Source organism: Streptomyces sp. NPDC048424 (assembly GCF_040651555.1).
Classification (GTDB): Bacteria; Actinomycetota; Actinomycetes; order Streptomycetales; family Streptomycetaceae; genus Streptomyces.
Genome location: NZ_JBEZKE010000005.1, coordinates 268,735 through 292,691, shown reverse-complemented (window position 1 = coordinate 292,691; position 23,957 = coordinate 268,735). Strand labels below are relative to the sequence as shown.

General features: G+C 72.0%; 22 protein-coding genes. 9 read left to right on the top strand and 13 right to left on the bottom strand.

Translation table 11 applies throughout. From position 1 onward, the window contains the following. Positions 1–298: 298 nt before the first annotated feature. From AB0D29_RS10075 to AB0D29_RS10045, 7 genes are all read right to left on the bottom strand, one after another. Positions 299–1,891 carry a ricin-type beta-trefoil lectin domain protein gene (locus AB0D29_RS10075; RefSeq protein WP_362853055.1) on the bottom strand — a complete coding sequence of 531 codons (1,593 nt, stop codon included), beginning with the start codon at positions 1,889–1,891 and terminating at the stop codon, positions 299–301. Positions 1,892–2,881: 990 nt separating this feature from the next. Next, positions 2,882–3,334: a hypothetical protein gene (locus AB0D29_RS10070; RefSeq protein ID WP_362853054.1), complete on the bottom strand. Its 453-nt coding sequence runs from the start codon at positions 3,332–3,334 to the stop codon at positions 2,882–2,884. 239 nt (positions 3,335–3,573) lie between these two features. Continuing rightward, positions 3,574–4,719, bottom strand: a complete 1,146-nt coding sequence (gene dgoD / locus AB0D29_RS10065) for a galactonate dehydratase (RefSeq protein ID WP_362853053.1) — start codon at positions 4,717–4,719, stop codon at positions 3,574–3,576. Further along, positions 4,716–5,468 carry an SDR family oxidoreductase gene (locus tag AB0D29_RS10060; RefSeq protein WP_362853052.1) on the bottom strand — a complete coding sequence of 251 codons (753 nt, stop codon included), beginning with the start codon at positions 5,466–5,468 and terminating at the stop codon, positions 4,716–4,718. The genes dgoD and AB0D29_RS10060 overlap by 4 nt, the downstream gene beginning before the upstream one ends. A gap of 65 nt (positions 5,469–5,533) precedes the next feature. Further along, a complete protein-coding gene (locus AB0D29_RS10055; protein WP_362853051.1) occupies positions 5,534–6,478 on the bottom strand; it encodes a sugar kinase in 945 nt (314 codons plus the stop codon). Further along, the gene (locus tag AB0D29_RS10050; RefSeq protein ID WP_362853050.1) at positions 6,475–7,107 is read right to left on the bottom strand and encodes a bifunctional 4-hydroxy-2-oxoglutarate aldolase/2-dehydro-3-deoxy-phosphogluconate aldolase; all 633 of its coding nucleotides are present in this window, start codon (positions 7,105–7,107) and stop codon (positions 6,475–6,477) included. The genes AB0D29_RS10055 and AB0D29_RS10050 overlap by 4 nt, the downstream gene beginning before the upstream one ends. Further along, a complete protein-coding gene (locus tag AB0D29_RS10045; protein WP_362853049.1) occupies positions 7,104–8,066 on the bottom strand; it encodes an SMP-30/gluconolactonase/LRE family protein in 963 nt (320 codons plus the stop codon). Before AB0D29_RS10045 ends, AB0D29_RS10050 begins: the two co-directional genes overlap by 4 nt. Before the next feature lie 132 nt (positions 8,067–8,198). Between AB0D29_RS10045 and AB0D29_RS10040 the strand changes: the two genes are divergently transcribed. Further along, a complete protein-coding gene (locus AB0D29_RS10040; protein WP_362853048.1) occupies positions 8,199–9,449 on the top strand; it encodes an ROK family protein in 1,251 nt (416 codons plus the stop codon). Between the two features lie 22 nt (positions 9,450–9,471). Here AB0D29_RS10040 and AB0D29_RS10035 read toward each other — a convergent pair whose 3' ends face one another. Then, positions 9,472–10,455 (bottom strand): LacI family DNA-binding transcriptional regulator, encoded by a 984-nt coding sequence (locus AB0D29_RS10035; RefSeq protein ID WP_362853047.1) that lies wholly within the window; start codon positions 10,453–10,455, stop codon positions 9,472–9,474. 422 nt (positions 10,456–10,877) lie between these two features. Between AB0D29_RS10035 and AB0D29_RS10030 the strand changes: the two genes are divergently transcribed. The 7 genes from AB0D29_RS10030 (at position 10,878) to AB0D29_RS10000 (ending at position 19,143) form a co-directional block, all read left to right on the top strand. After that, positions 10,878–12,497, top strand: coding sequence for a glycoside hydrolase (locus AB0D29_RS10030; RefSeq protein WP_362853046.1), 1,620 nt, complete (start codon positions 10,878–10,880; stop codon positions 12,495–12,497). Further along, positions 12,494–12,850, top strand: coding sequence for an RICIN domain-containing protein (locus AB0D29_RS10025; protein ID WP_362853045.1), 357 nt, complete (start codon positions 12,494–12,496; stop codon positions 12,848–12,850). Before AB0D29_RS10030 ends, AB0D29_RS10025 begins: the two co-directional genes overlap by 4 nt. A 197-nt stretch (positions 12,851–13,047) precedes the next feature. Beyond that, on the top strand, positions 13,048–14,064 hold the full coding sequence (locus tag AB0D29_RS10020; RefSeq protein ID WP_362853044.1) for a DUF4073 domain-containing protein: 1,017 nt from the start codon (positions 13,048–13,050) through the stop codon (positions 14,062–14,064). A 214-nt stretch (positions 14,065–14,278) separates the two neighbouring features. Then, positions 14,279–16,237, top strand: coding sequence for an RICIN domain-containing protein (locus tag AB0D29_RS10015; RefSeq protein ID WP_362853043.1), 1,959 nt, complete (start codon positions 14,279–14,281; stop codon positions 16,235–16,237). A 60-nt stretch (positions 16,238–16,297) separates the two neighbouring features. Next, on the top strand, positions 16,298–17,248 hold the full coding sequence (locus tag AB0D29_RS10010; protein WP_362853042.1) for a DUF916 domain-containing protein: 951 nt from the start codon (positions 16,298–16,300) through the stop codon (positions 17,246–17,248). Positions 17,249–17,542: 294 nt separating this feature from the next. Then, entirely contained in the window at positions 17,543–18,325 is a 783-nt protein-coding gene (locus AB0D29_RS10005; protein ID WP_362853041.1) for a calcium-binding protein, read from the top strand. A gap of 35 nt (positions 18,326–18,360) precedes the next feature. Next, complete coding sequence (locus tag AB0D29_RS10000; RefSeq protein WP_362853040.1) at positions 18,361–19,143, top strand: calcium-binding protein; 783 nt, start codon at positions 18,361–18,363, stop codon at positions 19,141–19,143. Positions 19,144–19,448: 305 nt separating this feature from the next. Here AB0D29_RS10000 and AB0D29_RS09995 read toward each other — a convergent pair whose 3' ends face one another. The 5 genes from AB0D29_RS09995 to AB0D29_RS09975 form a co-directional block, all read right to left on the bottom strand. Beyond that, complete coding sequence (locus AB0D29_RS09995) at positions 19,449–19,886, bottom strand: NUDIX domain-containing protein (protein ID WP_362853039.1); 438 nt, start codon at positions 19,884–19,886, stop codon at positions 19,449–19,451. A 30-nt stretch (positions 19,887–19,916) separates the two neighbouring features. Next, on the bottom strand, positions 19,917–20,240 hold the full coding sequence (locus AB0D29_RS09990) for an SDR family oxidoreductase (RefSeq protein WP_362853038.1): 324 nt from the start codon (positions 20,238–20,240) through the stop codon (positions 19,917–19,919). 106 nt (positions 20,241–20,346) lie between these two features. After that, positions 20,347–21,612, bottom strand: coding sequence for a multidrug effflux MFS transporter (locus AB0D29_RS09985; protein ID WP_362853037.1), 1,266 nt, complete (start codon positions 21,610–21,612; stop codon positions 20,347–20,349). 3 nt (positions 21,613–21,615) lie between these two features. Then, entirely contained in the window at positions 21,616–22,260 is a 645-nt protein-coding gene (locus tag AB0D29_RS09980) for an NAD(P)H-binding protein (RefSeq protein ID WP_362853036.1), read from the bottom strand. A 23-nt stretch (positions 22,261–22,283) separates the two neighbouring features. Beyond that, positions 22,284–23,036, bottom strand: coding sequence for an MBL fold metallo-hydrolase (locus tag AB0D29_RS09975; protein WP_362853035.1), 753 nt, complete (start codon positions 23,034–23,036; stop codon positions 22,284–22,286). A gap of 81 nt (positions 23,037–23,117) precedes the next feature. Between AB0D29_RS09975 and AB0D29_RS09970 the strand changes: the two genes are divergently transcribed. Continuing rightward, entirely contained in the window at positions 23,118–23,747 is a 630-nt protein-coding gene (locus AB0D29_RS09970) for a winged helix-turn-helix transcriptional regulator (protein ID WP_030731326.1), read from the top strand. Positions 23,748–23,957 lie beyond the last annotated feature (210 nt).

Sequence of the window (23,957 nt, the reverse complement as noted above, 5' to 3'; positions counted from 1 at the left end):
CCGGCGGGGGATCCCTCACGGGGGAATCCGCCACAGTCGGCCGTTTTCAAACTTGATGCAACAGAGAAAAGCGCCGTTTCCGCCATAAGTCAACAGTGTGAACCGAGGGTTTCGGATTGATGCACCCCCGTGACCTCCAGGGACGCCACAGCGCAACAGGACCGCCCCAGCAGCACCTCCGAGCGAAACCCGGCAAGGGCGCAGGGCGGGAGGCCGCACGGCATGACGGCGTCGCAGGTCTGGACCTGGACGGATCCCGCCTGTTGATTTCCATCGGAACGTGTCCGAATCTGTTTGACTACTGACGCGGCGTCGACGGCCCGGTGGGCTCGTTCCAGCGCTGCTCGGCCGCCGGGCCCATGCGGCCGAAGGTGACGGGCGCTCCGGGCTCACCGCTCCCGGAGGTCACGGCGTAGCCCGGTGCGATCCGCGGCTTGATGCGTCCTGTCGCATCGGTGGAGAAGACCAGGTTGTTCCCCTCGGGCCGGCCGAATGCCGAGCACGACCAGATGCCCACGCCGTCCCCTGCGGAACCGCGTGCGTCCATGCAGTAGCCCGGGTTGGCGGCATTGCGAAGGAGTCCCTTGTCGTCCAGGCGCCACTGCTGGACCGGTGCTCCGGCACGGCAGTGTGCCGTGATCACGTCGACGCCGTTGGCGAAGGTGCCGCCGCGGACGTCCAGGCACAGACCGGTGGCGGAATTGACGGCCGGAACGAACGACGAGGCCCTGAAGGGTTGAACGGGATCGGCCGTCGCGGTCTCCGTGGTCGGCGTGGGGCTGGGCGTGGGCCCGTTACTGGGCGACGGGCCCGTCGCGGACGGCGACGCGCTGGGGGAACGGGTGGGCGAGGCGGAAGTGGAAGGTCGCGGCCTGCCCGCCGACGGCGCCGGCGACCCCGCGCCGCCCGCCTCTACGTGTGCTCGCGGTGGCTGCCCCTGGGCCGTGGCGGGCGGTTCGGGCCCCCAGGCCGTCGGGACGACGACGGCGAGGGCCGCCGTCGTGATCAGGACCGCCGCGACACCCAGGGAGATCCGCCCGGCCGGCCTCCGTAGAAAGACGGACGGTTTCCGGTCGCCGGCGGTCTGCTCCGGCCCGCCCGCGACCGCCGTCCCTGTCGTGACCGGGAGGGACAGCGTGTCCTCGGTGTCGGCGTCCTGATCCGTGCGGGTTGCCGCGGAGAGGTAGAGCGGGCCGGCGGTTCCCAGCAGGGAGCCGGCCAGCAGCGGGCCAGGGGTCTCGCAGAGGGCGACCAGGCCACGCAGCGCGGCCGCGCACCCGGGGCACCCCTCGACATGGCGCGTCAGGTCGGGGTTCCCCCGCACGTCGGCGCGCCCCGCGGCGGCGTCCAGCATGCGTGCGTACGCGGGACAGTGCGGGGTCGGTCGCGCCTGCAGGTGGACCCTCAGGAAGGCGTCACGGCACGCGGCCAACGCCCGGTGAGCCAGGTCCGGTACGGACTCGGGCCGATCACCGGTGATCGTCGCGACATGCTCGTCCGGCTCCCGTTCGACCACCGAATGCCACAGGACGGACTGCGTGCGCGGCGACAGGGTGATGAACCCCTTGCGGACGAACGACAGGAGCCCCGGGTCCAGCGGAACGGATCCCGCCCCGACGGGCGCGGGCGGTGCGGCGGACGCGGACGCGGACACCAGAGCCAGCAAGGCCAGGCGAGGGGGCTGGTCCGGGGCTTCGGTCGCGGCGGCCAGCAGGTCGAGGAACTGCTCCGTCGCGCGGTCCGCGGCGCGCCGGGCCGCTGTCGGGTCGCCGCAGATTGTTCGCGCGTAGGCGGAGACCCTCGGGCCGTGGCGTCGGCGCAGCTCGGTCTCGGCCGACGGGGCGGCCGGGTCCGCGGTGCGGATGGTGTCACACAGTTGCTGGTCGGTCATTCGACCCACAGCAGAGGGATGATTCGTCGACACGTGGGACATCCTGGGTGGGAGGGAAAGTCGCCCTATTGTTCAGGACACGACATGTCCGTCGATAGTTCTTTCCGGCGGGAATTCAAGAAACCGTCCTGGAAAATGCGGACGTGTTTTATCCGGGCAGGGCGAGCCACCGGAATTCTCCGTGCACAGAGAGGTCCGGTCTCGATTTCGCCCGCCGTCGGCTGGATAGCGCGCGGTCGCCGCCGGGGATAACCCCCGGTCGGCGCGCCTCGCCAAGGGCGGCCGCAACCACCCTTGCACCGAACAGAATCAGACACACGCGCAAGGAAGTCAACACTGACGATCTTGCGCGATCGGCCGCGGCACCGGCCGATCGCCCAAGGCTGACACGGCAGGTGCGGGCCCGTCCTATTGACGGAAGTTCGAACAGTTCAAGACATCGGCCGCTGAGGGTCCTTCCAGAGGGAGGCCCGGGGCGGCGCCGGTCGGACGTTTAGCCGATCGTTATCAACTGGGCCCCGACCGGGCTGGATTCAAGAGCTCCGCACACAGTAGATTCACCGTTCACTCCCTCCTTCACCACACGCACGTCCCACTGCGGACGACCATCGGGGCACCCTCGACATAAGGGCCCTGCAATTCAAGAGCGGTGCGACGTGGCATGCCGAGGGCTCATTCTGCATTTCCCGGAACAGCCGACTGGAGTTTGGTGAGCACCCCTTTCTGCCCCCGATGCGGTGACCCCTTGCGCTGCGCCTGCGCCATCGCGCACCACGACGCGAGCGCCGGGCGGACCGCCGCCCCGGCGCAGTTCGACCGCGACTGGGTCAGGCCGTACATCGCCCCGCACGAACCCGCGCCGGGGGGCGCACCGAGCACCATGGACACCGCCACGGTGTCGTGGGTCGCAGCGCCGGTCGCGTACGAGAGCGGCCCACCGTCCGGCGGTGACGTCATCGGCCAGCCCGTTGTCATGAGCAGGTCGGCGGGTCACCGGGCGCACCGGCCCGCGAAGCAGCGTCGGCCGCTGCGGGTCACCGCGGCCCTCGCCACCCTGATCGGCTCCGCGGCCATCGCGGGTACGTACGCCTTCGCCCGGAGCCAGGACACCGGGGAGGCGACGGCGCAGGCCCCCGCGAGCCGGCTCGACGTACTCGATGTGGAGGACGAACCGAGCACGTCGCCCGAGGCGTCCCGGTCCCCCGGCCCGCTCCCGAGCCCTCCCCGGCGCACCACGCCGACGACCGGGAACAGCCCGGTGCGCACCCCGTCCGCGTCGGCTCCGTCCGCGCCCGCCGCGGGCGCGTCCGCCGGTACGGACGCGGCACCGGCCGCCGGACAGCAATCCGGCAGTCCGAGCACCGTGCCGCCCTCCCCCGCGCCGCCGACGGCGCCCGAGGAGAAGCCGACGCTGCGCCGGCACGACTCGGGCCCCCACGTCATCGATCTGCAGCGGCGCCTCGGGCAGCTGGGGCTGTGGACCCTGCCCCAGCGAGGTCGACCAGCACCTCGCCGACGCGGTGCAGCGCTTCCAGGCGAAGTACGGCGTCCGTGGCGACCCGCCGGGGGTCTACGGCCCGGCCACCCGGCGGCGGCTGGAGTCCTTGACCTCCTGACGCCGGACCGGGACCTCCTGACGCAGGGCCGGCTGCCGTGCCCGTACCGCGCGGGGGCTCAACGCCTCACCATTCGGCGAGGGAGCCGTCGCTCCGCCGCCACACCGGGTTGCGCCAGCGATGGCCCGTCTCGGCGGCGCGTTCGACGGCCTTCTCGTCGACGTCGATGCCCAGGCCCGGTGCGGTGAGCAGGGCGACGTGGCCGTCCTCGTAGCGGAAGACGGACCGGTCGGTGAGGTAGTCCAGCAGGTCCGACCCGGCGTTGTAGTGGATCCCGAGGCTCTGCTCCTGGATCAGCAGGTTGGGTGTCGCGAAACCGACCTGGAGGCAGGCGGCCAGCGCGATCGGGCCGAGCGGGCAGTGCGGCGCCAGGGAGACGTCGTGGGCCTCCGCCATCGCCGCGATGCGCCGCACCTCCGAGATCCCGCCGGCGTGCGAGAGGTCGGGCTGGGCCACGGCGATCCCCTGCTGGAGCACCGGCTTGAAGTCCCACCGGGAGTAGAGCCGTTCTCCGGTGGCGATGGGGATGCTGGTGGAGCGCACGACCTCGCCGATGTGGGCGCTCATCTCGGGAACCACCGGTTCCTCGACGAAGAACGGCAGGTACGGCTCCAGGAGGGGAAGCACCCGGCGCGCCATGGGGAGGGTGAGGCGGCCGTGGAAGTCCACGGCGATGTCGAAGCCGTCGCCGACCTCCGCGCGGACGCTCTCCACCCGTTCGACGATGTCGCGGACGGCCCGCGGCGTGTCGATCAGTTCCAGCTGGGGCGAGGCGTTCATCTTGATGGCCGTGAAGCCCTCGGCCTTGCGGGCGGCGGCCTGCTGCGCGACGTCGGTCGGCCGGTCGCCGCCGATCCAGCTGTACACCCGTGCCCGGTCGCGGACGTTGCCTCCGAGCAGCTGCCACACCGGCACGCCCAGCGCCTTGCCGGCGATGTCCCACAGTGCCTGGTCGATGCCGGCGACCGCGCTGGACAGGACGGGGCCGCCGCGGTAGAAGCCGCCCTTGGTCAGGACCTGCCAGTGGTCCTCGATGCGCATCGGGTCCTGGCCCACCAGGTAGTCGGACAGTTCCTCGACGGCGGCCGCGACGGTGTGCGCACGGCCCTCGACGACGGGTTCGCCCCAGCCGGTGATGCCCTCGTCGGTGTCCACGCGCAGGAAGCACCAGCGGGGGGCCACGAGGTAGGTCCGCAGGGAGGTGATCTTCACTTGGACTCCTTCTTCACGGACCAGCCGCCGTCCACGGTCAGGTTCGTGCCGGTGATGTACGAGGCGTCGTCGGACGCGAGGAAGGCCACGGCGGCCGCTACTTCGTCGGGGTGGCCGAGCCGTCCCAGGGCTGTGGCACGGGCGGAGAACAGGCGGCCCTCCTCGTCCACGTCCTGCCAGTTCTCGGTGAGGATCGGACCGGGCAGCACGGAGTTGAACCGCACGTCCGGCCCGTACTCGACCGCGAGCTGGCGGACGAGCGCGCACATGCCTCCCTTCGCCGCGGCGTAGGCCGGGTAGCCCGGCAGGCTGCACAGTGCGTGCACGCTGGAGGTGGCGACGAAGGAGCCGCGGGCGGCGCGCAAGTCGTCGAGGAAGGTCCGTACGGCCAGGTAGGGCGCCTTCAGGTTGACGGCCATGTCACGGTCCCAGTCGCTGCCGGTCAGTTCGTGGGCGGGCGCGGGCGTGTGGGTGAAGGCGTTGCTGTGCACGACGGCAACCGGGCCGAACAGCGTGTGGGTGCGGTCCTTCAGGCCGCGCCAGTCCTGTTCGCGGGAGACATCGCACCGAACGAACTCCGCGCGGCCCCCGTCGTCGCGGATCTTCCGCGCGAGTGCGGTGCCCGCGGCCTCGTCGATGTCGGCGAGGACGACGGCGGCCCCTTCGGCGGCCAGACGTACGGCGCTGGCTGCGCCGATGCCGGACGAGGCGCCGGTGACGACGGCGGTTCGCCCTGTGAATCGGTTCATGGCTGGTCTTTCGTGGGTGGAGTGGGTTGAGTCGAGTGGTGAGGCGGGTGACGTGGACGCACGGGTCAGCGGGTGACGTCCGCCCCGTGGAGCAGGTCCAGTTCGGCGCGCCGCGGCAGGCCCTCCCAGTCGCCTGGCGAGGCCACCGCGAAGGCCCCGCACGTCGCGGCCAGCAGGAGCCGGCCCGGGAGATCGGTACCGTCGAGGAGTCCGGCGAGGTATCCGGCGACGAAGGCGTCGCCCGCGCCGATCGGATCCACCGGGGTGACCGGCACGATGTCCTGGACGGCCTCGCCGCCGTGCGCGACCGCGACGGCCCCTCGGGCGCCGAGCTTCAGGACCGCTTCGCGCGGGCCGAGGTCGAGCAGGGCGCGCGCCATGGTGGCGGGGTCGTCGGCCTCGGGAACGACCAGCGAGGCCTCCTCGGGACCGGCGAAGACGATGTCCGCGCGGGTGACGAGGTGGGTCAGCTCGGCCCCGGCCTCCTCCCGGTTCCACAGCCGGGCCCGGTAGTTGAGGTCCAGGCTGACGGTGACGCCGGCGGCGCGGGCGAGGTCGACGGCCCGCCGTACGGCCGCCCGCGGCCCCTCGCCGAGGGCGGGGGTGATGCCGGTGACGTGCAGGACCCGGGCCCGGGCGACGAGTTCCGGGTCGATGTCCCCGGGGTCGAGGCGGGCGCCCGCGAGTCCGCGCCGGTAGTAGGTGACACGGGTGTGGTCGGGTGTGCGGCGCTCGCGCAGCATGAGTCCGGTGGGGGCCGTGTCGTCGACGCGTGCGCGGGTGACGTCGACGCCCTCACCGCGCAGCCCGTCCAGGATCATCGTGCCGGCGCTGTCCGCGCCGACCCGCCCGGTCCAGGACGCCGCGTGGCCGAGGCGGGTGACGCCGATGGCCACCGTGGCCTCCGCGCCCGCGAATCCCAGGCGGAGCGAGGTGCCGGAGGCGAGCGGGCCGGGCCGGTCGGCGGCCAGGACGGCCATCGTTTCCCCGAGGGTGACGAGCGCGGTCACGAGCGGATGCCGTCCAGCAGTGCGGCGGCGCGTTCCCGGAGCGCGTTCAGGTCGCCGCCCTCGCAGGCGTCCCCGATCAGCGGGCTGCCCATGCCGAGCGCGGTCGCGCCGGCGGCGAAGTAGGCGGGGGCCTGGTCGAGTTCGATCCCTCCCGTGGGGACGAGCGGGACGTGCGGCAGGGGTGCCCGGACGGCCCGCAGGTACTGCGGGCCTCCGGCCGAGGCGGGGAAGAGCTTGACCATGGTGGCGCCCTCCTGCCACGCCGCCACGATCTCGCTCGGCGTCAGGGCGCCGGGGAGCACGGGGACGCCGAGGCGGCGGCCCTCCCTGATGACGTCCGGGCAGACGGCCGGCGTGATGAGGTAGGTGGCGCCGGCTTCCACGGCGCGCATCGCGTCGGCCGGGGTCATGACGGTGCCCGCGCCGAGGGCGGTACCGGCCGGCTTGGACTCGGCGTACTCGCGCAACGCGTGCAGGACTCCCGGTGTGGTGAGGGTGAACTCCATGGCCCGGATGCCCGCTTCGTGCAGGGCGTCGGCCGTTGCGGCGAAGTGGCGGGGCGACTGGGAACGCAGGATCGCTATCACCGGTGCGGCGGCGAGTGCGGGAGCCAGGGGATCGGTCGTCATGCGGAACCTCGGAGGTCGTATGAGGTGGTGGAGGACCCGGGGAGCTGCGCCGGGTCGTCGGCGAAGGGCGTGACCGGCAGGCCGGTGGCACCGGGCCGGCAGATGAAGATCCGGCCGGCGTGCGGCTGCGCCGCGAGTTGCGCGGCCGTCAGTCCGTCGGCGGCGGTGGTGATGATCAGGAGGTCCAGGTCGGGGCCCGCGAAGGCGCAGCTGGACACCTGGGAGGCGGGGACGGTCACGACGGCGTGGAGTGCGCCGTCGGGGGCGTAGGCCCGGACCTGTCCCGCTCCCCACACCGCCACCCAGACCCGGCCCTCGGTGTCGACGGCCAGGCCGTCCGGCATGCCGGCGGGGCTGGTGTCGGCGAAGGGGCGGCGGGCCGAGAGGGTGCCGGTGACGGGGTCGTGGTCGAAGACGTCGACGCGGTGCGTCGGGCTGTCCGCGTAGTACAGCAGCCGGCCGTCGGGGCTCCAGCCGAGGCCGTTGGAGATGGTGACGGGGCTCAGCACGGTCGTCACGGTGCCGTCGGGGTCGAGGCGGTAGAGGGTGCCCGCGCCGGGGGTCGCGTCGTAGGCCATGGTGCCGGCCAGCAGCCGCCCGCTCGGGTCGCACTTGGCGTCGTTGAACCGTCGCGGCGTGCCGTCGTCGGGGACGACGGGGGCGGCGAACTCCGTGGCCGCCCCGGCCCCGTCCACGCGCAGGAAGGAGGTCGCGGCGGCCGCGAGGAGCCCTCCGGACGCGCAGAGCGCGACCGCTCCGACGGGCCGGTCGAGACTGACGGTCGTCCTGTCCCCCAGGTCCGGCAGACCGCTGTCGTCGTCGCGGGCCACCAGAGGGGCCCGGTGGACGAGGCCCGCCGTGATGTCCACCCACAGCAGTTCGCCGCGTCCGGCGTGCCAGACGGGTCCCTCGGTCAGACGTCCCGGCACGGGTGCGCACGGCAGTGCGGTCAGGTGCATGGTGTCGCTCCTCTCTTGTGCGACGAAACTCTAGGAGTTCTTCTAACCCATGTAAATACACATCGTCCAAGGCATGGAATAAGCTCGGCGTACCCGACGACGGTCTCTGCCACGACATGGAAGGACGCACCCATGGCGAAACGCACCGCCCAGGACATCCGCCGCCGCAACCGGTTCGACGCGCTGCGCTGCGTCTTCGCGGCCTCCGGCCCGGTGAGCCGGCAGGAGGTCGCCGCGGCGACCGGCCTGTCCTTCGCGACCGTGGCCAATCTCGTCGCCGAGCTCCTGGAGGCCGGAGTCCTGCGCGAGGCCGGCCACGAGGACTCCAAGGGCGGACGCCCGCGGGCCCGCCTCGCGGTCAACGCGGAGCGCGGTGCGCTGGTAGGGATCGACGTGGCGGAGACGTCCGTCCAGGTCGAGCTGTTCGACCTGGCGCTGACGGTGCTGCGCAGCGTACGGCTGCCGCTATCGCAGACCGATGTCCGGCCGGACGACGTGGTCGACGCCATCGTCACGGGGGTCGAGGCCCTCTCGGACGCGGCGGGCGCGCCCCCGCGGATCCTCGGCGCGGGGGTCAGCATCCCCGGTCTCGTGGAGCGCGAGGGCGGCGTGTCCGTCTTCTCGCCCTACTGGTCCTGGCGCGACGTGCCCCTGCGCTCCCTCCTCGCCGAGCGCCTCCCGATGCCGCTGTACCTCGACAACCCCCTCAAGGCCGGCACCGTCGCCGAGATGTGGTTCGGCGCCGGACGCGAGGTCGACGACCTCCTCGTACTGACCCTCCGGGCCGGCGTCGGCGCGGGCATCGCGGTCGACGGAGCCCTCTACCGGGGCGCCACCAACAGCGCCGGGGAGTGGGGCCACACCTGCCTGGTCCGCGACGGGCGGGAGTGCAGGTGCGGCAGGCGGGGATGCGTCGAGGCCTACGTCAGCACCCGCGGCATCGCCCGCACCGTACGGGAACTGGACGCGGAAAGCCCCCTCCTGGACCCCGACGAGGACACCGTCGTCAGCAACATCGCCCGCGCCGCGGCGGAGGGCGACGCCGTGGCCACCGAAACCGTGGCGCGGACCGCCCGCCACCTGGGGGAGGCCGCGGCCGATCTCCTCAACCTGTTCAATCCGCAGGCCCTGGTGCTGGGCGGCCGGGTGGCCGACCGGCTCGGCGAGCCGCTGCTGCGGCAGACCCGCGAAGTCATCGCGGCGCACGCGCTGCCGGCGACGCTCCAGGCGCTCACCTTCCGGCTGAGCACCGTGCCGGACAACCCGGTGAGCCTCGGAGCCGCCACCTTCGCCCTCGAGGGCTTCCTGGACGACCGCGAGACCTTCGGCACCGTGGCGGCGGGGCGCCGCGCCGCCAAGGCGGCGAAAGCCGGGACGTCCTGAGGGTGCCCCGGAATCCGGCCGCTCAGCCGGCCGGGGCCGCCGTACTCTCGCGCACCACCAGGACGGGCGCCACCGATGCCTGGCGCGGGCCGCCCGTCCCGCCGCCGATCTGGTCGAGCAGCAGTCCGACGCAGCGCCGGCCCACGGCGTCGAAGTCCTGCCGGACCGTGGTGAGGGGGGCGGGGAAGAACGCGGCCTCGGGGACGTCGTCGAAACCGGTCACGCTCACGTCCTGGGGCACCCGCCGACCCGCCTCCTGCAGGGCTCGCATGACGCCGAGGGCCATCTGGTCGTTGGCGGCGAAGATCGCGGTCACTTCCGGGCGGCCGGCCAGTTCGCGTCCGGCGCGGTACCCGGACGCCGCGGACCAGTCACCGTAGAGCAGCGGTGGCACGACGGCGCCCGCGTCCTTGAGCGAGCGGTGCCACGCCTCGGCCCGGCGGCGCGCCGCGTAGGAGTCGCGGGGCCCCGCGACGTGCCAGACCGTTCGGTGGCCGAGACCCAGCAGGTGCGCCACGACACTGCGGGTGCCCTCGGCCTGGTCGATGTCGACGTTGGCGTAGCGGTGGCCGGTGTCCCCGTCGGCGAAGACCACGGGAACGGTGGACGGCAGCCGGAGTTCGGGGGTGTCCAGGATCTGCGACTCGATGAGGATGATGCCGTCCACCGACTGGACCATCAGCTGCTGGAACGCCTGGCGCACGGCGGCTCCGGTCTGCGCCCGCGCTCCCATGAAGTTCACGAACAGGTCGGCCTCGCGGGCGGCGTCGGAGATCGCGGCGAAGGTCCTGGCGTTGCCGTAGGCGCTGATGTCGAAGCTGATGACGCCCAGCGTGCCGAACCGTCCGGTGACCAGCGCCCGGGCGGCCGTGTTGGGGCGGTACCCGAGCATCTTCATCGCGGCCAGCACCCGCTCACGGGTGGACGCGTCGACGTTCTCCCGGTTGTTGGCCACGCGGGAGACCGTCTGCGACGAGACCCCCGCCATCGCGGCGACGTCGGCCATGGAGGGTGACTGGCGCAGCGGACGGGACCTCGGTGATCTTGCTCCGACCTCGCGCGGCATGTGAACCGGACCTCCGAACCCCTACTCCGAGCCGAGTGCGTGGTGCACTCCGTACGGATGTTAGCGCCGCGCGCCGAAAGGGCGGGCGCGCACGCTACTCGCCGGTTCTCTTGACACGCCCGCGCGCCGCTCCGACACTCTCCCCACTCCCTTATGTTTACGTAAACATCCCGTTGCGCCCGGCAGGGCACACGCGCCCGCCCCATGCCCGGAACCGCCGAAACGGCCGCACGACCGCACCACCTGCACCGGCGCGGCACGGCACGGCCGGGCGCCCCTCCCCCGCGTACACATCCGCTCCCGACAGGAGACCAGCTGTGCTCGGTACCAGAAGAAGGCCCCCATGCGCCGCCCGGCGCCGCGTGCGCACCGCCCTCGCGACCTCGCTCGCCGTCGTCGCCGCACTCCTCGTCGAGGGAGCGGCGTTACCCGGGGCCGCAGTTGCCGCCGACCGGCCGGCTGCGGTCCCCGTCCGCCTCGATCCCGGTTACCAGCAGGCCCCGTTCGAGGGATGGGGCACCGCACTCTCCTGGTTCGCCAACGTCACGGGCGGCTGGCCGGACGCCCAGCGCAACCGGCTCGCCGACGCCCTCTACGGCGCCGAGGGGCTCGGCCTCACCATCGCCCGCTACAACATCGGCGGCGGTGACAGCCCGGAGACCGCGCCCTACATGCGCGCCGGGGCAGCGATACCCGGCCACTGGAGTCGGTCCGGGCCCGGGGCGCCCGGCGGGTGGGACCCGGACCACCCGGAACACTGGGACCCGTACGCCGACGGCAACCAGCGCTGGTGGCTCAAGGCCGCCAAAGCCCGGGGCGCCGACACCTTCGAGGCGTTCTCGAACTCACCGCCCTATTTCATGACCCGCAGCGGACTCGTCTCCGGCGCCGTCGACCCCACGCAGGACAACCTCCGCCCGGACCAGTTCGAGCCCTTCGCCGCCTACCTCGCCGGGGCCCTACAGCGCGTGCAGAACAGCACGGGCGTCACCTTCGCCTCCGTGTCGCCCGTCAACGAACCGGGCACCGCCTACTGGCGCGCGGGCGGGCGGCAGGAAGGCTCTCACTGGGACCGCGACTCCCAGGCCCGCATGATCACGGCACTGCGCGCCGAACTGGACCGCAGCGGACTGCGCACGCCGGTCGCGGCGATGGACGAGACGGACCCGGACATGTTCCGTGCCGACTGGGACAGTTACGGCAGCACGGTCCGCTCCGCCGTCGGACGGCTCAACACCCACACCTACGGGACCAACGGGCGCAGTGGGGCACGGGACATCGCCAAGGGCGCGCACAAGTCCCTGTGGATGTCGGAGGTGGACCTCGGCGGGACCGTCCCGCAGAGCTTCAGCGACATGAGCCCGGCCCTGGACCTCGCCGAGCGCATCACCGACGACCTCACACAACTCGAACCGCGCGCCTGGGTGCTGTGGCAGGCCGTGGAGGACTACGAGAACATGACCCCGGCCCACGAGGACTCCAACTGGGGCCTCATACAAACCGACTTCACCCCGGCCGACGCCGCGAAGGAGCCGCTGCGCAAGAACAAGAAGTACTGGGCGATGGCCCAGTACAGCCGGTTCGTCCGGCCGGGTTCCCGCGTCATCGGCACGGACGACGACCACACCCTGGCGGCGGTGCGTCCCGGCGGCCGGGGCGCGGTCGTGGTGCACACCAACCCGATGGATTCGGCCCGGACGATCGCCCTGGACCTCACCGGCTTCCAGGACGTCTCCCCCGCACCGGTGCAGCGCTACACCACGGACGCGACCCGCGACGTCCACCGGGAGGCCGACGTCGCCGTCACCGGCAAGCGCCTCACCGTGACCTCGCCCCCCGCTCGGTCACGACCCTCGTCGTACCGGGCGCGTCCGGCGTCGACCCCGAGCGGGCGGCTCCCGCGGCCGGTCCCCGGCTCCTCGTCAACGACCACAGCGGCCTGGCCCTCGCCGCCGCCCCGGCCGGGGCCGGCAGCGCCGTGATCCAGCGCGCCCCGAACCCGTCCGACACCGCACAGCAGTGGAGCTTCACCAGGTCGGCGCCCGGTGACTGGAGCAGCACGGCCTCGTACCGGGTGACGAACGCGGGCAGCGGGCGGGCCCTCGCTGTCGCCGACGGGCAACTCGCGCTGCTCCCTGCGGAACCGTCCGCGCAGCAGGAGTGGATGCTGTCCACCTCCGGAGACGGGCACCACACCTTGGTCAACAAAGCGACCGGCACCCTTCTCGACGTCACCGGCGCCTCCACCGCCGACGGCGCCCCGGTCGGCACCTACCGGCCCAACACGGGCCGCAACCAGTCCTGGACCTTCCGCGCGGGCCCGTCGGGCGGGTAGCCGCGACGACGTGGCACGCACGGCCGGTGGCGGACCCAGCGGCCCGTCGCCGGCGGCGCCGGGGTCGGGGTCGGGGTCGGGGTCGGGGGAAGCGTTGCCCGTCATTCACGCGCCGGCCGCATTGGTTGCGTAAACATGTGCCGTCTCGCCCACGGGGCGCTCGATCGCGCCCCACCCCACCGGAAGGGCTGCACACCATGAAACGCAGGTCTCTGATCACCGCGGCGGCCGGCGCCGTCGCCCTCGGCACCGCGACCTCCTCGCCAGCCTCGGCACAGCCGCCCGGCCACGCCCCCACCGCGCCGCTTTCCACGTTCAACGTCATCAGCGACATCCAGGGCGACCTGGGAGACTTCGCCGTCGCCCTGCGCGACATCCGGGCCACCGCCCCGCACGGCTCGGGGCTCGCGGTCGCCGGCGACATCACTCCGCGCGGCTACGACTTCGAATACGCGGCGGTACGGCAGGTACTGGAACGCGGCCCGCGCCCGCGCGAGGTCGCGTGGGCCATCGGCAACCACGAGTTCTACGTACCCAAGTACGCCGATCCGCAGACGCTCTCCCTGGCGACCTGGCCCAACGGCACCACGGAGGACTCCCTGTTCCGCAGCTTCCACCGGTTCGCCGGGCGCGGCACGGCGTACGCCGAGACCACCTTCGGCGGCATCCCCGTCCTCACCATCGGCACCGAGCGGTACATGCACTACCACGACCCGAAGCTCTGGGACGAAGTATGGCTGAGCGAGGCGCAGTTGCGGTGGCTGGAGCAGCGCCTGCGCCATTGGAGCGCACGCCGCAAGCCCGTCATGGTGATCGCGCACCACCCACTGCCGAACACGGTCTCGGGGACACGGAACAAGCTCTACGCCACCGACTACCTCCAAGCGGACGCACTCCTGGGGCTGCTGGGCCGCCACCGCGACGTGTTCCTGTTCAGCGGACACACGCACTGGGACCTGGCGCTGTCCGACTGGTACGTGCGGCGCGTCGTACCCGGAACGGCGAACCTGGACGGGTTCTCGGTGATCAACACGGGGGCCGTGCAGACCGGCTTCGCCGACAACGGCCAGGGGGGCGAGAGCACGGTCCCCGGCGTCTTCAACCAGGGCCTCCAGGTGGAGGTGCACCGCGACCGCGTCGTCATCAGGGCCCGGGACTTCGCAGCGGGCGCCTGGCTGAAGCAGATCTCCGTCCCGCTGGCGACCTCGATCTGAACGGGCGCCGTACCCCGGAGGTGACGCTGCGGTCGTGGGTCATGCACGGAATGTCGAATTTGTTTACGAGCTGTTGACATTCAGATGATGCGTGCGCCAGCCTCTGCTCAAAGTTGTTGGTTCACGCGCAGAAATGTTGGTTCCTGTGCACATGGGGAGCGGGACTCCCCATGTGCCGGGTACCGGCGCACGCGCGGTGACATCAAGGATCTGCATGCGAAGAGTGAGATCCGTCCTCGTCGGCCTGAGCCTGCTCCTCCCCGTTCTGGGTGGGGCGCCGACGGCGCTGGCGGCGCCCGTCACCACCGAACCCGGCACCCGGTTCCCGGACACCGCGGGACAAGGGGTGCAGGCTCACGGCGGCGGCGTACTCAAAGTCGACGACTACTACTACTGGTTCGGTGAGGACCGCGGCGACGACAACAAGTTCCGCTACGTCTCGGCGTACCGCTCCAAGGACCTGAAGAACTGGGAGCCCCGCGGCCACGTCCTGACGCAGGAGACCGACCCCGAGATACGTTCCGCCGTGATCGAGCGGCCCAAGGTCCTCTACAACGAGAAGACCCGGCAGTTCGTCATGTGGATGCACAAGGAGGCGGACGACTCCTACGCCGAGGCCCGCGCCGCCGTGGCGGTGTCCTCCACGATCGACGGCCCCTACACCTGGAAGGGGTCCTTCCGGCCGAAGGACGCCTCCGGCGCCGAGCACATGTCCCGCGACATCACCGTGTACGAGGACAAGGCCGCCGGCAAGGCCTACATGATCTCCTCGGCCAACTACAACGCCGACCTGCACATCTACGAACTCACCGACGACTACACGCAGGTGAAGGACCTGGTGGCCAACCCCTGGCCGGGCCGGCACCGCGAGTCACCGGCCCTGTTCAAGCGCGGTGACGTCTACTTCATGCTCACCTCCGGAACCAGCTACTGGGACCCCAACCAGCAGAAGTACGCCACCGCCACCAGCCTGGCCGGGCCGTGGTCGCCCATGAAGGACGTCGGAAGCCACGACGGCCACCACTCCCAGACGGCGTTCGTCCTGCCCGTGGAAGGCAGCGAGACCACCTCCTTCCTCTACATGGGAGACCGCTGGGCGGGCGTGTGGTCCGACCCGAAGCACGTCAACGACTCCACGTACGTGTGGCTCCCACTGGCGTTCCCCACGGCCACGACCATGACCCTTCCGTGGTACCCCCAGGTCTCGATCGACACCGCGACGGGCCGGATATCCGGATCCGGAGGGGACCCTCGGACGCTCACCAACAAGGGGAGCGGCGCCTGCGCCGCCGTGCCCGGCAGCTCCTCCGACAACCAGGTGCCGGTGACCCAGGAGACCTGCGCCGCCGGCACCCTGAACAGCCAGTGGCGGTTCACCGACAACAGCAACGGCTACGTGCGCGTCCTCGCCCAGCACAGCGGCAAGTGCCTGGACGTCGCGGACAAGTCGACCGCCGACGGCGCCGAGGTCAAGCAGTACGACTGCGGCTGGGGGGACAACCAGCGCTGGCGCTTCGAGACCCTCCCAGACGGGTACGTCCGCATCGTCGCCAAGCACAGCAGCAAGTGCCTTGCCGTCCGGGACGGATCCACGACGGCCGGCGCCGGGATCGTCCAGTCCGCCTGCGACGACTCGCCCGGTCAGGCCTGGAAGGTCTCCGCCGCAGCCGGCCCGGCCGACCCGAGCGACCCGACCGACCCGACCGACCCGCCGGCCCCCGGTACGGCCGAACGGCAGCTCACCGCGACGGTCGGAGCCGGCGTACTGACCATGGCCACCACCGCGGACCCCGTCCGGCTCCCCCCTGTCGACTTCGGTACCGGCGGCACCTCTGCCGGAGCGCTGGGCACCGTCACCGTGAAGGACTTCCGCGGCGGCACGGCCGGCTGGTCACTCACCGGCAAGGTCACCGACTTCGCCGGACCGCGCGGGAAGATCGGGGCCGACCGGCTCACGTGGACCCCCGTCTGCTCCACCCGGAGCGACAGCCCCAGCACGTGCGCCGCGGGCAGCCCGGGCGTCGTCGGAACGGGCGGCGCGACCCTGGCCTCCGCCGCCGCGGGTGACGTGACGGGCGGAGAGTTCACCGCCGACGCCACCGTGTCCCTCGACATCCCGAAGTACACCCCCGTCGGCGACTACACCGGCATCCTCTCCCTCACCCTCCTCTGACGGCGCCCGCGGGCCGGACGCCACGCGTCCGGCCCGCGACGCCCGGAAAGCCGACGAGCCATGCGCACCGCCTTCGTTACCCTGCTCCTTCTCCTCCTGACGAGCCTTTCCCCCACACCGGCCGGGGCGGCGGACAACGGCGAATGGTCGGTCCGACCCGCGGACTCCGCGATCACGCCGCGGGCGGCCTTCGAGCTGCCCGTCCGGCCCGGCACGACGCTCACCGACCGCGCGGTCGTCGCCAACACCACCGCCGCGGAGCTGACGTTCCGCCTCTACGTCGCGGACGCCCACAACACGGAACGCGACGGCGGACTGGCCGTACGCGGCATCGAGGAGGCCCAACGGGACGTCGGGGCCTGGGGAAAGCCCGAGCACGACACCGTCACGGTGCCGGCCCGCTCGGCGGTGACGGTCGGCCTCACCCTCACCGTCCCCCGCGACGCCCCGCCCGGCGACCACGTGGGCGCCCTCGTGGCGGTCGACACCCGCGTGCAGCCTGCCGACGGCTCCCACCTCGGCGTCCGGCGCGGTGTCGGAGCCAGGATCTATCTGCGCGTCGAGGGGCCGCGACAGCCCGGCCTGGCCGTGGAGGACGTACGGTTCACGGCGCGGAGCCCGCAGATACCGTGGACCGGCACCCGCGAATCGACCGCCTCGTACACCCTGCACAACACGGGAAACGTGAAGCTCGCCCCCAGGGTCTCGCTGCGCGTCGGCGGCGTGGTCGTGGGAGGGCCCGGCGAACGGCGGCTCGCCGACGTACCGGCCGAGCTGCTGCCTGGGCAGAAGGTCCGACTCACCGAGACCTGGGCGGGAGCCCCCTTCGCGGGCTGGGGACAGGTCACCGTCACGGCGAGCGCGGACGACGTCCGCGCTTCGGGAACCGACGGCTTCCTGAAGGTCCCGTGGCTCTTCGCGGCATGCCTGGCCCTCCTGTCGGCCGCCTGGTGGCTGCTCCGCCGCGGACGCAGGGCCGCCCGCGCGGCAGGCGCCGCCGCGCGCGGCTGATGCCCACGCGATCGAGCCGACATTTGGCCGAAGCCCGTTCTTCATGAGCCCTGCTCTCGACGGATCGACGCAGGTCGCGGACTCGGACGGGCGCGGGGACGGATCGGGGACTGCTTGACACCGATCCCTCGGCCCCCCAGTCTCATCCCGATCCAACGTTTGATTTTGTTCGCACACGTTGAATCGTGGTTGCTTCTCGGGTGGTCGACGCCTGCGTACGTCGTTCCCATGCCCTGGTGGGCGCTCTGGCCATCCGATCTCCGATCTGCCCGAACGCTCTCCAGGAGGTAAACCATGGACAAGGCGTTACCCCGCGCCCTCGCATGCGTGATCTCGGTACTCGGCCTCACTCTGGCCCTCGCCGGCCCGGCGGCCGCGGCGCCCGGCGCGCACACGCCCGAAGCATCGGCGGACGGCACGCTGGTGACCAGGACCGGCACGTCCGTCACGGTGACGGCCGCCGTCGGACTGAGCAACACCATCTCGGTGTGGCAGGCCGGCGACACCATCCGGGTCAGGGACACCGGCGACACCGTGACCGCCCTGGGCGGGTGCAGGGCGGCCGACGCCCACGAGGCCGTCTGCCCGGCGGCCGGCAGCCTGACCGAGCTCGTCGTCCACGCCGGTGACCAGGCCGACGACGTCACGTCGTTCCTGGAGGGCTTGGGGGTGACCCTCGTCGGCGGCGCGGGGGACGACAGCCTCTCCGGCGGCGGCGCCAACGACACCCTGGAGGGCGACGAGGGCGCCGACTTCCTCTCGGGGGGAGGCGGCAACGACACGCTCACCGGCTCCAGCGGCCGTGACCGCCTCTTCGGCGGCCCCGGCAACGACTCGATCGAGGGCCGGGGCGGCTCCGACCTCATCAACGCGGGCGCCGGGAACGACGTGGTGAACGGCGGCAACGGCAACGACCAGGTGATCGCGGGAACCGGAAACGACTTCGTCGACGGCGGCCCGGGCCGGGACACCCTCGACGCCGTCGACGAGGTCGGCGGCAACGACTACGTGCGTGGCGGCGACGAGAGCGACACCTGCCGCGCCGACCTGGGCGACAGCGTCACCGAATGCCCGTGACGAACGCGTACCGACGACGAGGGAGACACACGAACATGGCAGTGCGACACATCTGCGCCTTACTCACCGCGGCAGCACTTCTGTGCGCCGCGTCGGCCGGCACCGGCGCCTCGGCGTCGCCACTCGCCTCCGCGTCGCGCGACCTCGCGGGCGCCACGGTGGTCGAGATGTCCGGAGGCACCCTGCTCATCACCGCCGGTCAGGGCGTGGACAACGAGATCACCGTCCGCCGCCAGGGCGACATCGTCCTCGTCTCGGACACCGCTGCCGAGGTACGCGCCGCGGCCCCCTGCGCACCCCGCGCCCAGGACACCGTGGCCTGCCCGCTCCCCACGGACGTGCAGGCCCGCGGCCAGGACGGCGACGACACCATCACGGTCTCCCCCAACGTCGACGCCCCGGCCACCTTGTACGGGGGCAGTGGCAAGGACCGGCTCAACGGCGGCCCGCACGCCGACCGCCTCGTCGGCGACGAACCGGCCGGAGCCACCGGCCTCACGGCAGCGACCCCCGGCAACGACACCATCAACGGTGGCCCCGGCAATGACACCATCTTCGGCCTGGGGGGCAACGACACCATCAGCGGCGGGCCGGGGAACGACACCCTCAACGGGAACGAGGGCAACGACACGCTGAACGGGGACGCCGGCAACGACACGCTGACCGGCGAGGGCGGCAACGACACCCTGAACGGCGGGGAGGGCGTTGACACCCTCGTCGGCGCCGACGGCGTCAACGCCAACGACAGCCTCGACGGCGGACCCGCGTTCGACTCCTGCACCCGCGACACCGGCGACACGATGGTCAACTGCCCCTGACCCCCCGGCCCTGACGACACGGCCTGTGTGCGCCTCCGGAGGAGCGCAGGCGCACACAGGCCTGTACGGGACCCGCCGCTTCGCGGGACTCAGGGATGGACATGGAGAGCGGTGTCGTCGACCACGAAGCAGGTGGGGGCGGCCAGATCCTCGGGGTACGGGATGCTGCCCCCAGGCAGCCGACAACCGCGCCCGTCCCAATCCGAGCAGCTCACGGCAACCAGCAGCCGCAGCACACCGTAGGCGCCGTCGGGGCCGACGCACCTCGGCGTTGGTCCCGACGGCAAATCCACAAAGACGGACAGCTACTGCGCAGCCTCTGCCCGAAGGGCGCCGGCGCCGATGGCGCCCCGGAGGACGTGGGCGATCTCCTCGGGCTTGAGGTTGATGCCGTCAAGCCCCTCCACGGTCAGCGGGATCTCCTCCAGCGCGTACTCGCCGCGGCCCTCGGCGCTGAACTCGGGACCGGTGCGTTCGTCGAAGGACCAGGTGGCGATGCGGGCGAGGTAGAAGAGCTGACGCTCCTCGTCGGACTCGATCGTGTGGAGGAGCCGGACGATGTCGGCCTTCCCCGCGATCTCCTCGTGGATCTCCCGGTGAAGGGCGGCCTCCCGGGACTCGTCGCCGGGTTCGACACCACCACCGGGCAGGACCCAGTACACCGGGATGCCGGGCTTGGTGCGACGGATGACCAGCATCGTGTCGTCAGCGGTGACGAGGACGGCGCGGACTCGTTCGATCATTTCGGTCTGTCTCCTTACTTGTTGACGGTCTCAGTGCACCAGCCAACCACCGTCGACGCGGACGGATTGGCCAGTGATGAACGAAGCGGAGGGGCCCACGAGGAACGCCACCAGGGCCGCGACGTCTTCGGGCCGTCCACGGCGAGGGACGCACTGTCGCGTGATCTGGTCCTCCGGACGCGCGCGGTGCTGGGCGGGGACGGCGTTCTCGGCCTCGACCGTGTTGACACAGACCCCGTACGGGCCCAGTTCGCGGGCGAGAGAGCGGGTCAGGCCCAGCAGCCCGGCCTTCGCGGTGCTGTACGCGACGAGGTTCGTCCGGCCGGCGCGGGCGTTGACGCTGCCGTCCGCCAAGCTGGTCGTCTACCCGCCCGACGAGAACGGCTGGCGCCGGGTGCGGTACGACAGGGTGTGCCAGGCAGGCGCGGTTCGCGACGGTTGGGCCACCGGCCCTTCAGCGCTAGTGGACCTTGCCGCGTCTGCGATCGATGTGCCGGCGCGGTCGCCGGTGCCCGGCAGGTCCTTGGCTAGCCGGCCTGCGAGTGCGCTCACCGGGCATCGACCGGGTGAGGACGCCGAGTGTGAGCAGAGCGAGCGCCGGCAGCACGGCGACGATGATTCCCATCGGCAAGGCGTCGGTGGCGCCACCCGCGCCGGCCAGCGGGGCAAGTGCCCCGCCGATCATGAACTGGCTGAAGCCGAGCAGCGCGGCGGCCGACCCGGCGTGTCCGCCGTGGTCGGCCAGGGCCTGGGCCGCGGCGTTCGGCATGACGAGGCCCACGCTGGAGACCAGGACGAACAGGCCGATCAGGAGCGCGGGCAGGGGTGCCCGTGTCAGCACCGCGCCCAGGACCGTGGTGCCACCGGCTGTCGCGCCCAGCAGACCGGCGAGCAGCAGCACGCGGGCGCCGGCCCGGGCCACCAGCCGGCCGCTGATCTGGGCGGCCGCAATGAGTCCGGCGGCGTTGACGGCGAACACGGCGCTGTACTGCTGCGGTGACAGGCCGTGGATTTCCTGCAGGACGAACGGCGAGCCGGAGATGTAGGCGAACATCGCCCCGAAGACCAGGCCGTTGGCCAGGACGTACCCGGTGAAGACCCGGTCGCCGAGCAGCTGCCCGACGACAGCCGGCAGCGGCTGGCGTGACGCGGAGGACCGGGTCTCCGGCAGTCCTGCGGCGGAGGCCGCCAGCATCACGGCGCCGAGTACGGCCAGGCCCACGAAGATCCCCGGCCAGGCCGTGACGCGCAGTAGCTGGCCGCCGAGGACCGGCGCGAACACCGGCGCCAGGCCGGTGATCAAGGTCAGTGCGGAGAAGAGACGTGCGGTGCGGGTTCCGGAGGTGCGGTCGCGGACCATGGCGTTGGCGATGACGATGCCGAACGCCCCGCCGATGCCCTGGACCAGGCGTAGGCCGACGAAGGTCCGGACGTCGGGCGCCACCGCGCAGAGCGCGCTGGCGATCGTGTAGAGGGCGAGGCCCGCCAGCAACGGACGCCGCCGGCCGTAGGTGTCGCTCAGCGGCCCGGCGATCAGCTGCCCGATGGCCAGCCCGGCCAGGCAGGCGGTGATGGTGAGCTGGGTGGCCGCGGCGCTGGCGCGCAGGTCGCCGGCGAGGTCCGGCAGTCCGGGCAGGTAGCCGTCGATGGACAGTGGTCCCAGGGCCACGAGCGCTGCGAGCAGGACGATGAATCGGGTTTGCCGGCCGGCGGCGTCGTTGCTCATGGCTCAGTACGCCACGGTGATGCGGCGGCGGATCGCGGTGCCGCTCTCGATCGTGTCGGCCAAGGCGATCGCGTAGTCGGCGTACGAGATGCGGCTGGTGCCGTCGTCGTCGGTGAGCAGGGTGTCCCCGGCGCTGCGGTAGGCCCCGGTCCGCTCGCCCGCTCCGATGACTGCGGCGGGCGACACGTACGTCCAGTCGAGGTCGTGCACGCCGCGGTAGAGGTCGAGCGCTTCGGACTGGGCCTCGGCGTTGGCCTTCCACAGCGCGGGGAAGTCCGGGTCGTCCATGACCCGGGCGCCGGTCGGCGTGCGTAGGCTACCGGCACCGCCGATGGTGACCAGGCGGGTGACGCCGGCTCGGCGGAGTCCGTCGATCAGCGCACGGGCGGCACCGACGATCGTGGCGCGGTCGCTTTCCTGGCCGATCCGGGGCCCGACGGCCGAGAGCACGGCGTCGTGGGAGGCGGCGAGGCCGGCGACCGCCGCGGGGTCGGTGACGTCACCGGTGGTCACGGTCAGGGCCTTGTGCCCCAGTCCGTCGATGTGGCCGGCTCGGGTGACCGCGGTGACGGTGTGGCCGCGACGCAGTAGTTCCTCGGTGGTGGGCCGGCCGATGTTGCCGCTGGCACCGAACAGGACGATCCTCATGTGTTGCTCCTTGTTTCTGATGGTCAGAGGACGGGCTGGCCGTCGGCGATGATGGCCGCGGTGATGCCGCGCTCGTCGGCGGCGTGCTGGAAGCGCTGCTCGATGTCGGGTTGTTCGGTGTAGAACGGCGGGTTGTGGAACAGGCCGTAGTGCATGGCGCAGACGGTGCCGGCGCCGAGTGCGACGGCGGCCTCGACGCCCTGCTCGGGGGTCATGGTCGCCGGGACGTTGGCCGCGTAGCCCTCGAAGTGGGCGATGACGCCGTTGACCGGGACGAACGCCACGTCGAACGGGCCGTGGTCGCGGGCGATCTGCCACCAGCTGCCGTGCCACTGGGTGTCGCCGCAGTGGATGACCCGCCGGCCGGCGCCTTCGACGACCCAGGCGACCTGGTCACAGTCGTTGCCGCGCCAGTCCAGCGAGGTCACCGGGGTGACGGTCAGCTCTCCGATGCGCCGTGACCGGCCCAGGTCCTGGGCGACGGGGGTGATGCCCGCCTCGCGCAGCCCGGCCGCGCTGGGGGTGTGGCAGCCGATCGTGCCGGTGGCCGCGATCCGGGCGATCAGGTCGTGGTCGTAGTGGTCGGGGTGCAGGTGGGTGATGAGGGCGTGGGTGCCGGGCGGGGTGTCGACCGGGTCGACCGGCCGGTGCGGCGGCCCCATCACCGGCGCCAGCGGAGCGACGTTCTCGAGCGGGTCGATCAGCAGGCGGGTGTCGCCGAGACGGATCTCGATGCCGGCCCAGGCCAGCCGACGCACGGAAAGGGTGGGGGTCATGGGCAGCGACGCTAGACCGGCCTTGTTGAGAAAGTCAACAAGGAAGTTTTGAATCTCAACACCACGAGGTAGGGTGGTGGCATGCGCACCTACGGGCAGTACTGCGGCATCGCGAAAGCACTGGACACCGTCGGCGACCGATGGACCCTGCTGATCGTCCGCGAACTGCTCGCCCTGGGTCCCTGCCGGCACACCGACCTGCGCAACGGGCTGCCCGGGATCGCCAGCAACCTGCTGGTCGACCGGCTCCGCGAACTCGAGGAAGCCGGCCTGATCCACCGCGAGGCCGCCCCGCCGCCGGTGGCCACCACCCTGTTCTCCCTCACCGAGCGTGGCCGCACGCTCGAGCCGGTGCTGCAGGAACTGAGCCGGTGGGGCGTGCCGCTGTTGCGCGAGCCGGGCGGCAACGACACCTTCCGCACCCACTGGCTGGACGTGCCCGCCCGGGCACTGACCGACCACCGCCCCGACCAGCCGGCAATCGCCCTGCAACTGCACGCCGACGGCAACGAAGACCTGGTCATCGAAGTCAAGGACGGCTCGGTGCACACACACGCCGGCCGGGTCGACCACCCCACCGCGTCACTGACCGGACCGCCGCACCTGCTGGCCGCCACCCTGCTCGGCGACCTCGATCTGAGCGCCGCAGTACAGCAAGGCCTGCGGCTCAGCGGCGAACGCGAGGCAGTAATGCGCATCCTGCCCCGCTGATCGACCGGCCGCTCGCGGGCCTGCGATCTCAAGCTCTACCGAGTCTGCGCCGGTCTCAAAAACGGTGGCGGGCTCAAACGGTCGATGCACCACCTCGTAGATGATCATGTCGTCATGGAGGTGCACGTGCGTGACTACGGGTTTTCGGCGGTCCAGCAGGACAAGATCTGGCGCTGGTGGCGTGAGGGCGAATCGTTCAATTCGAAGGGG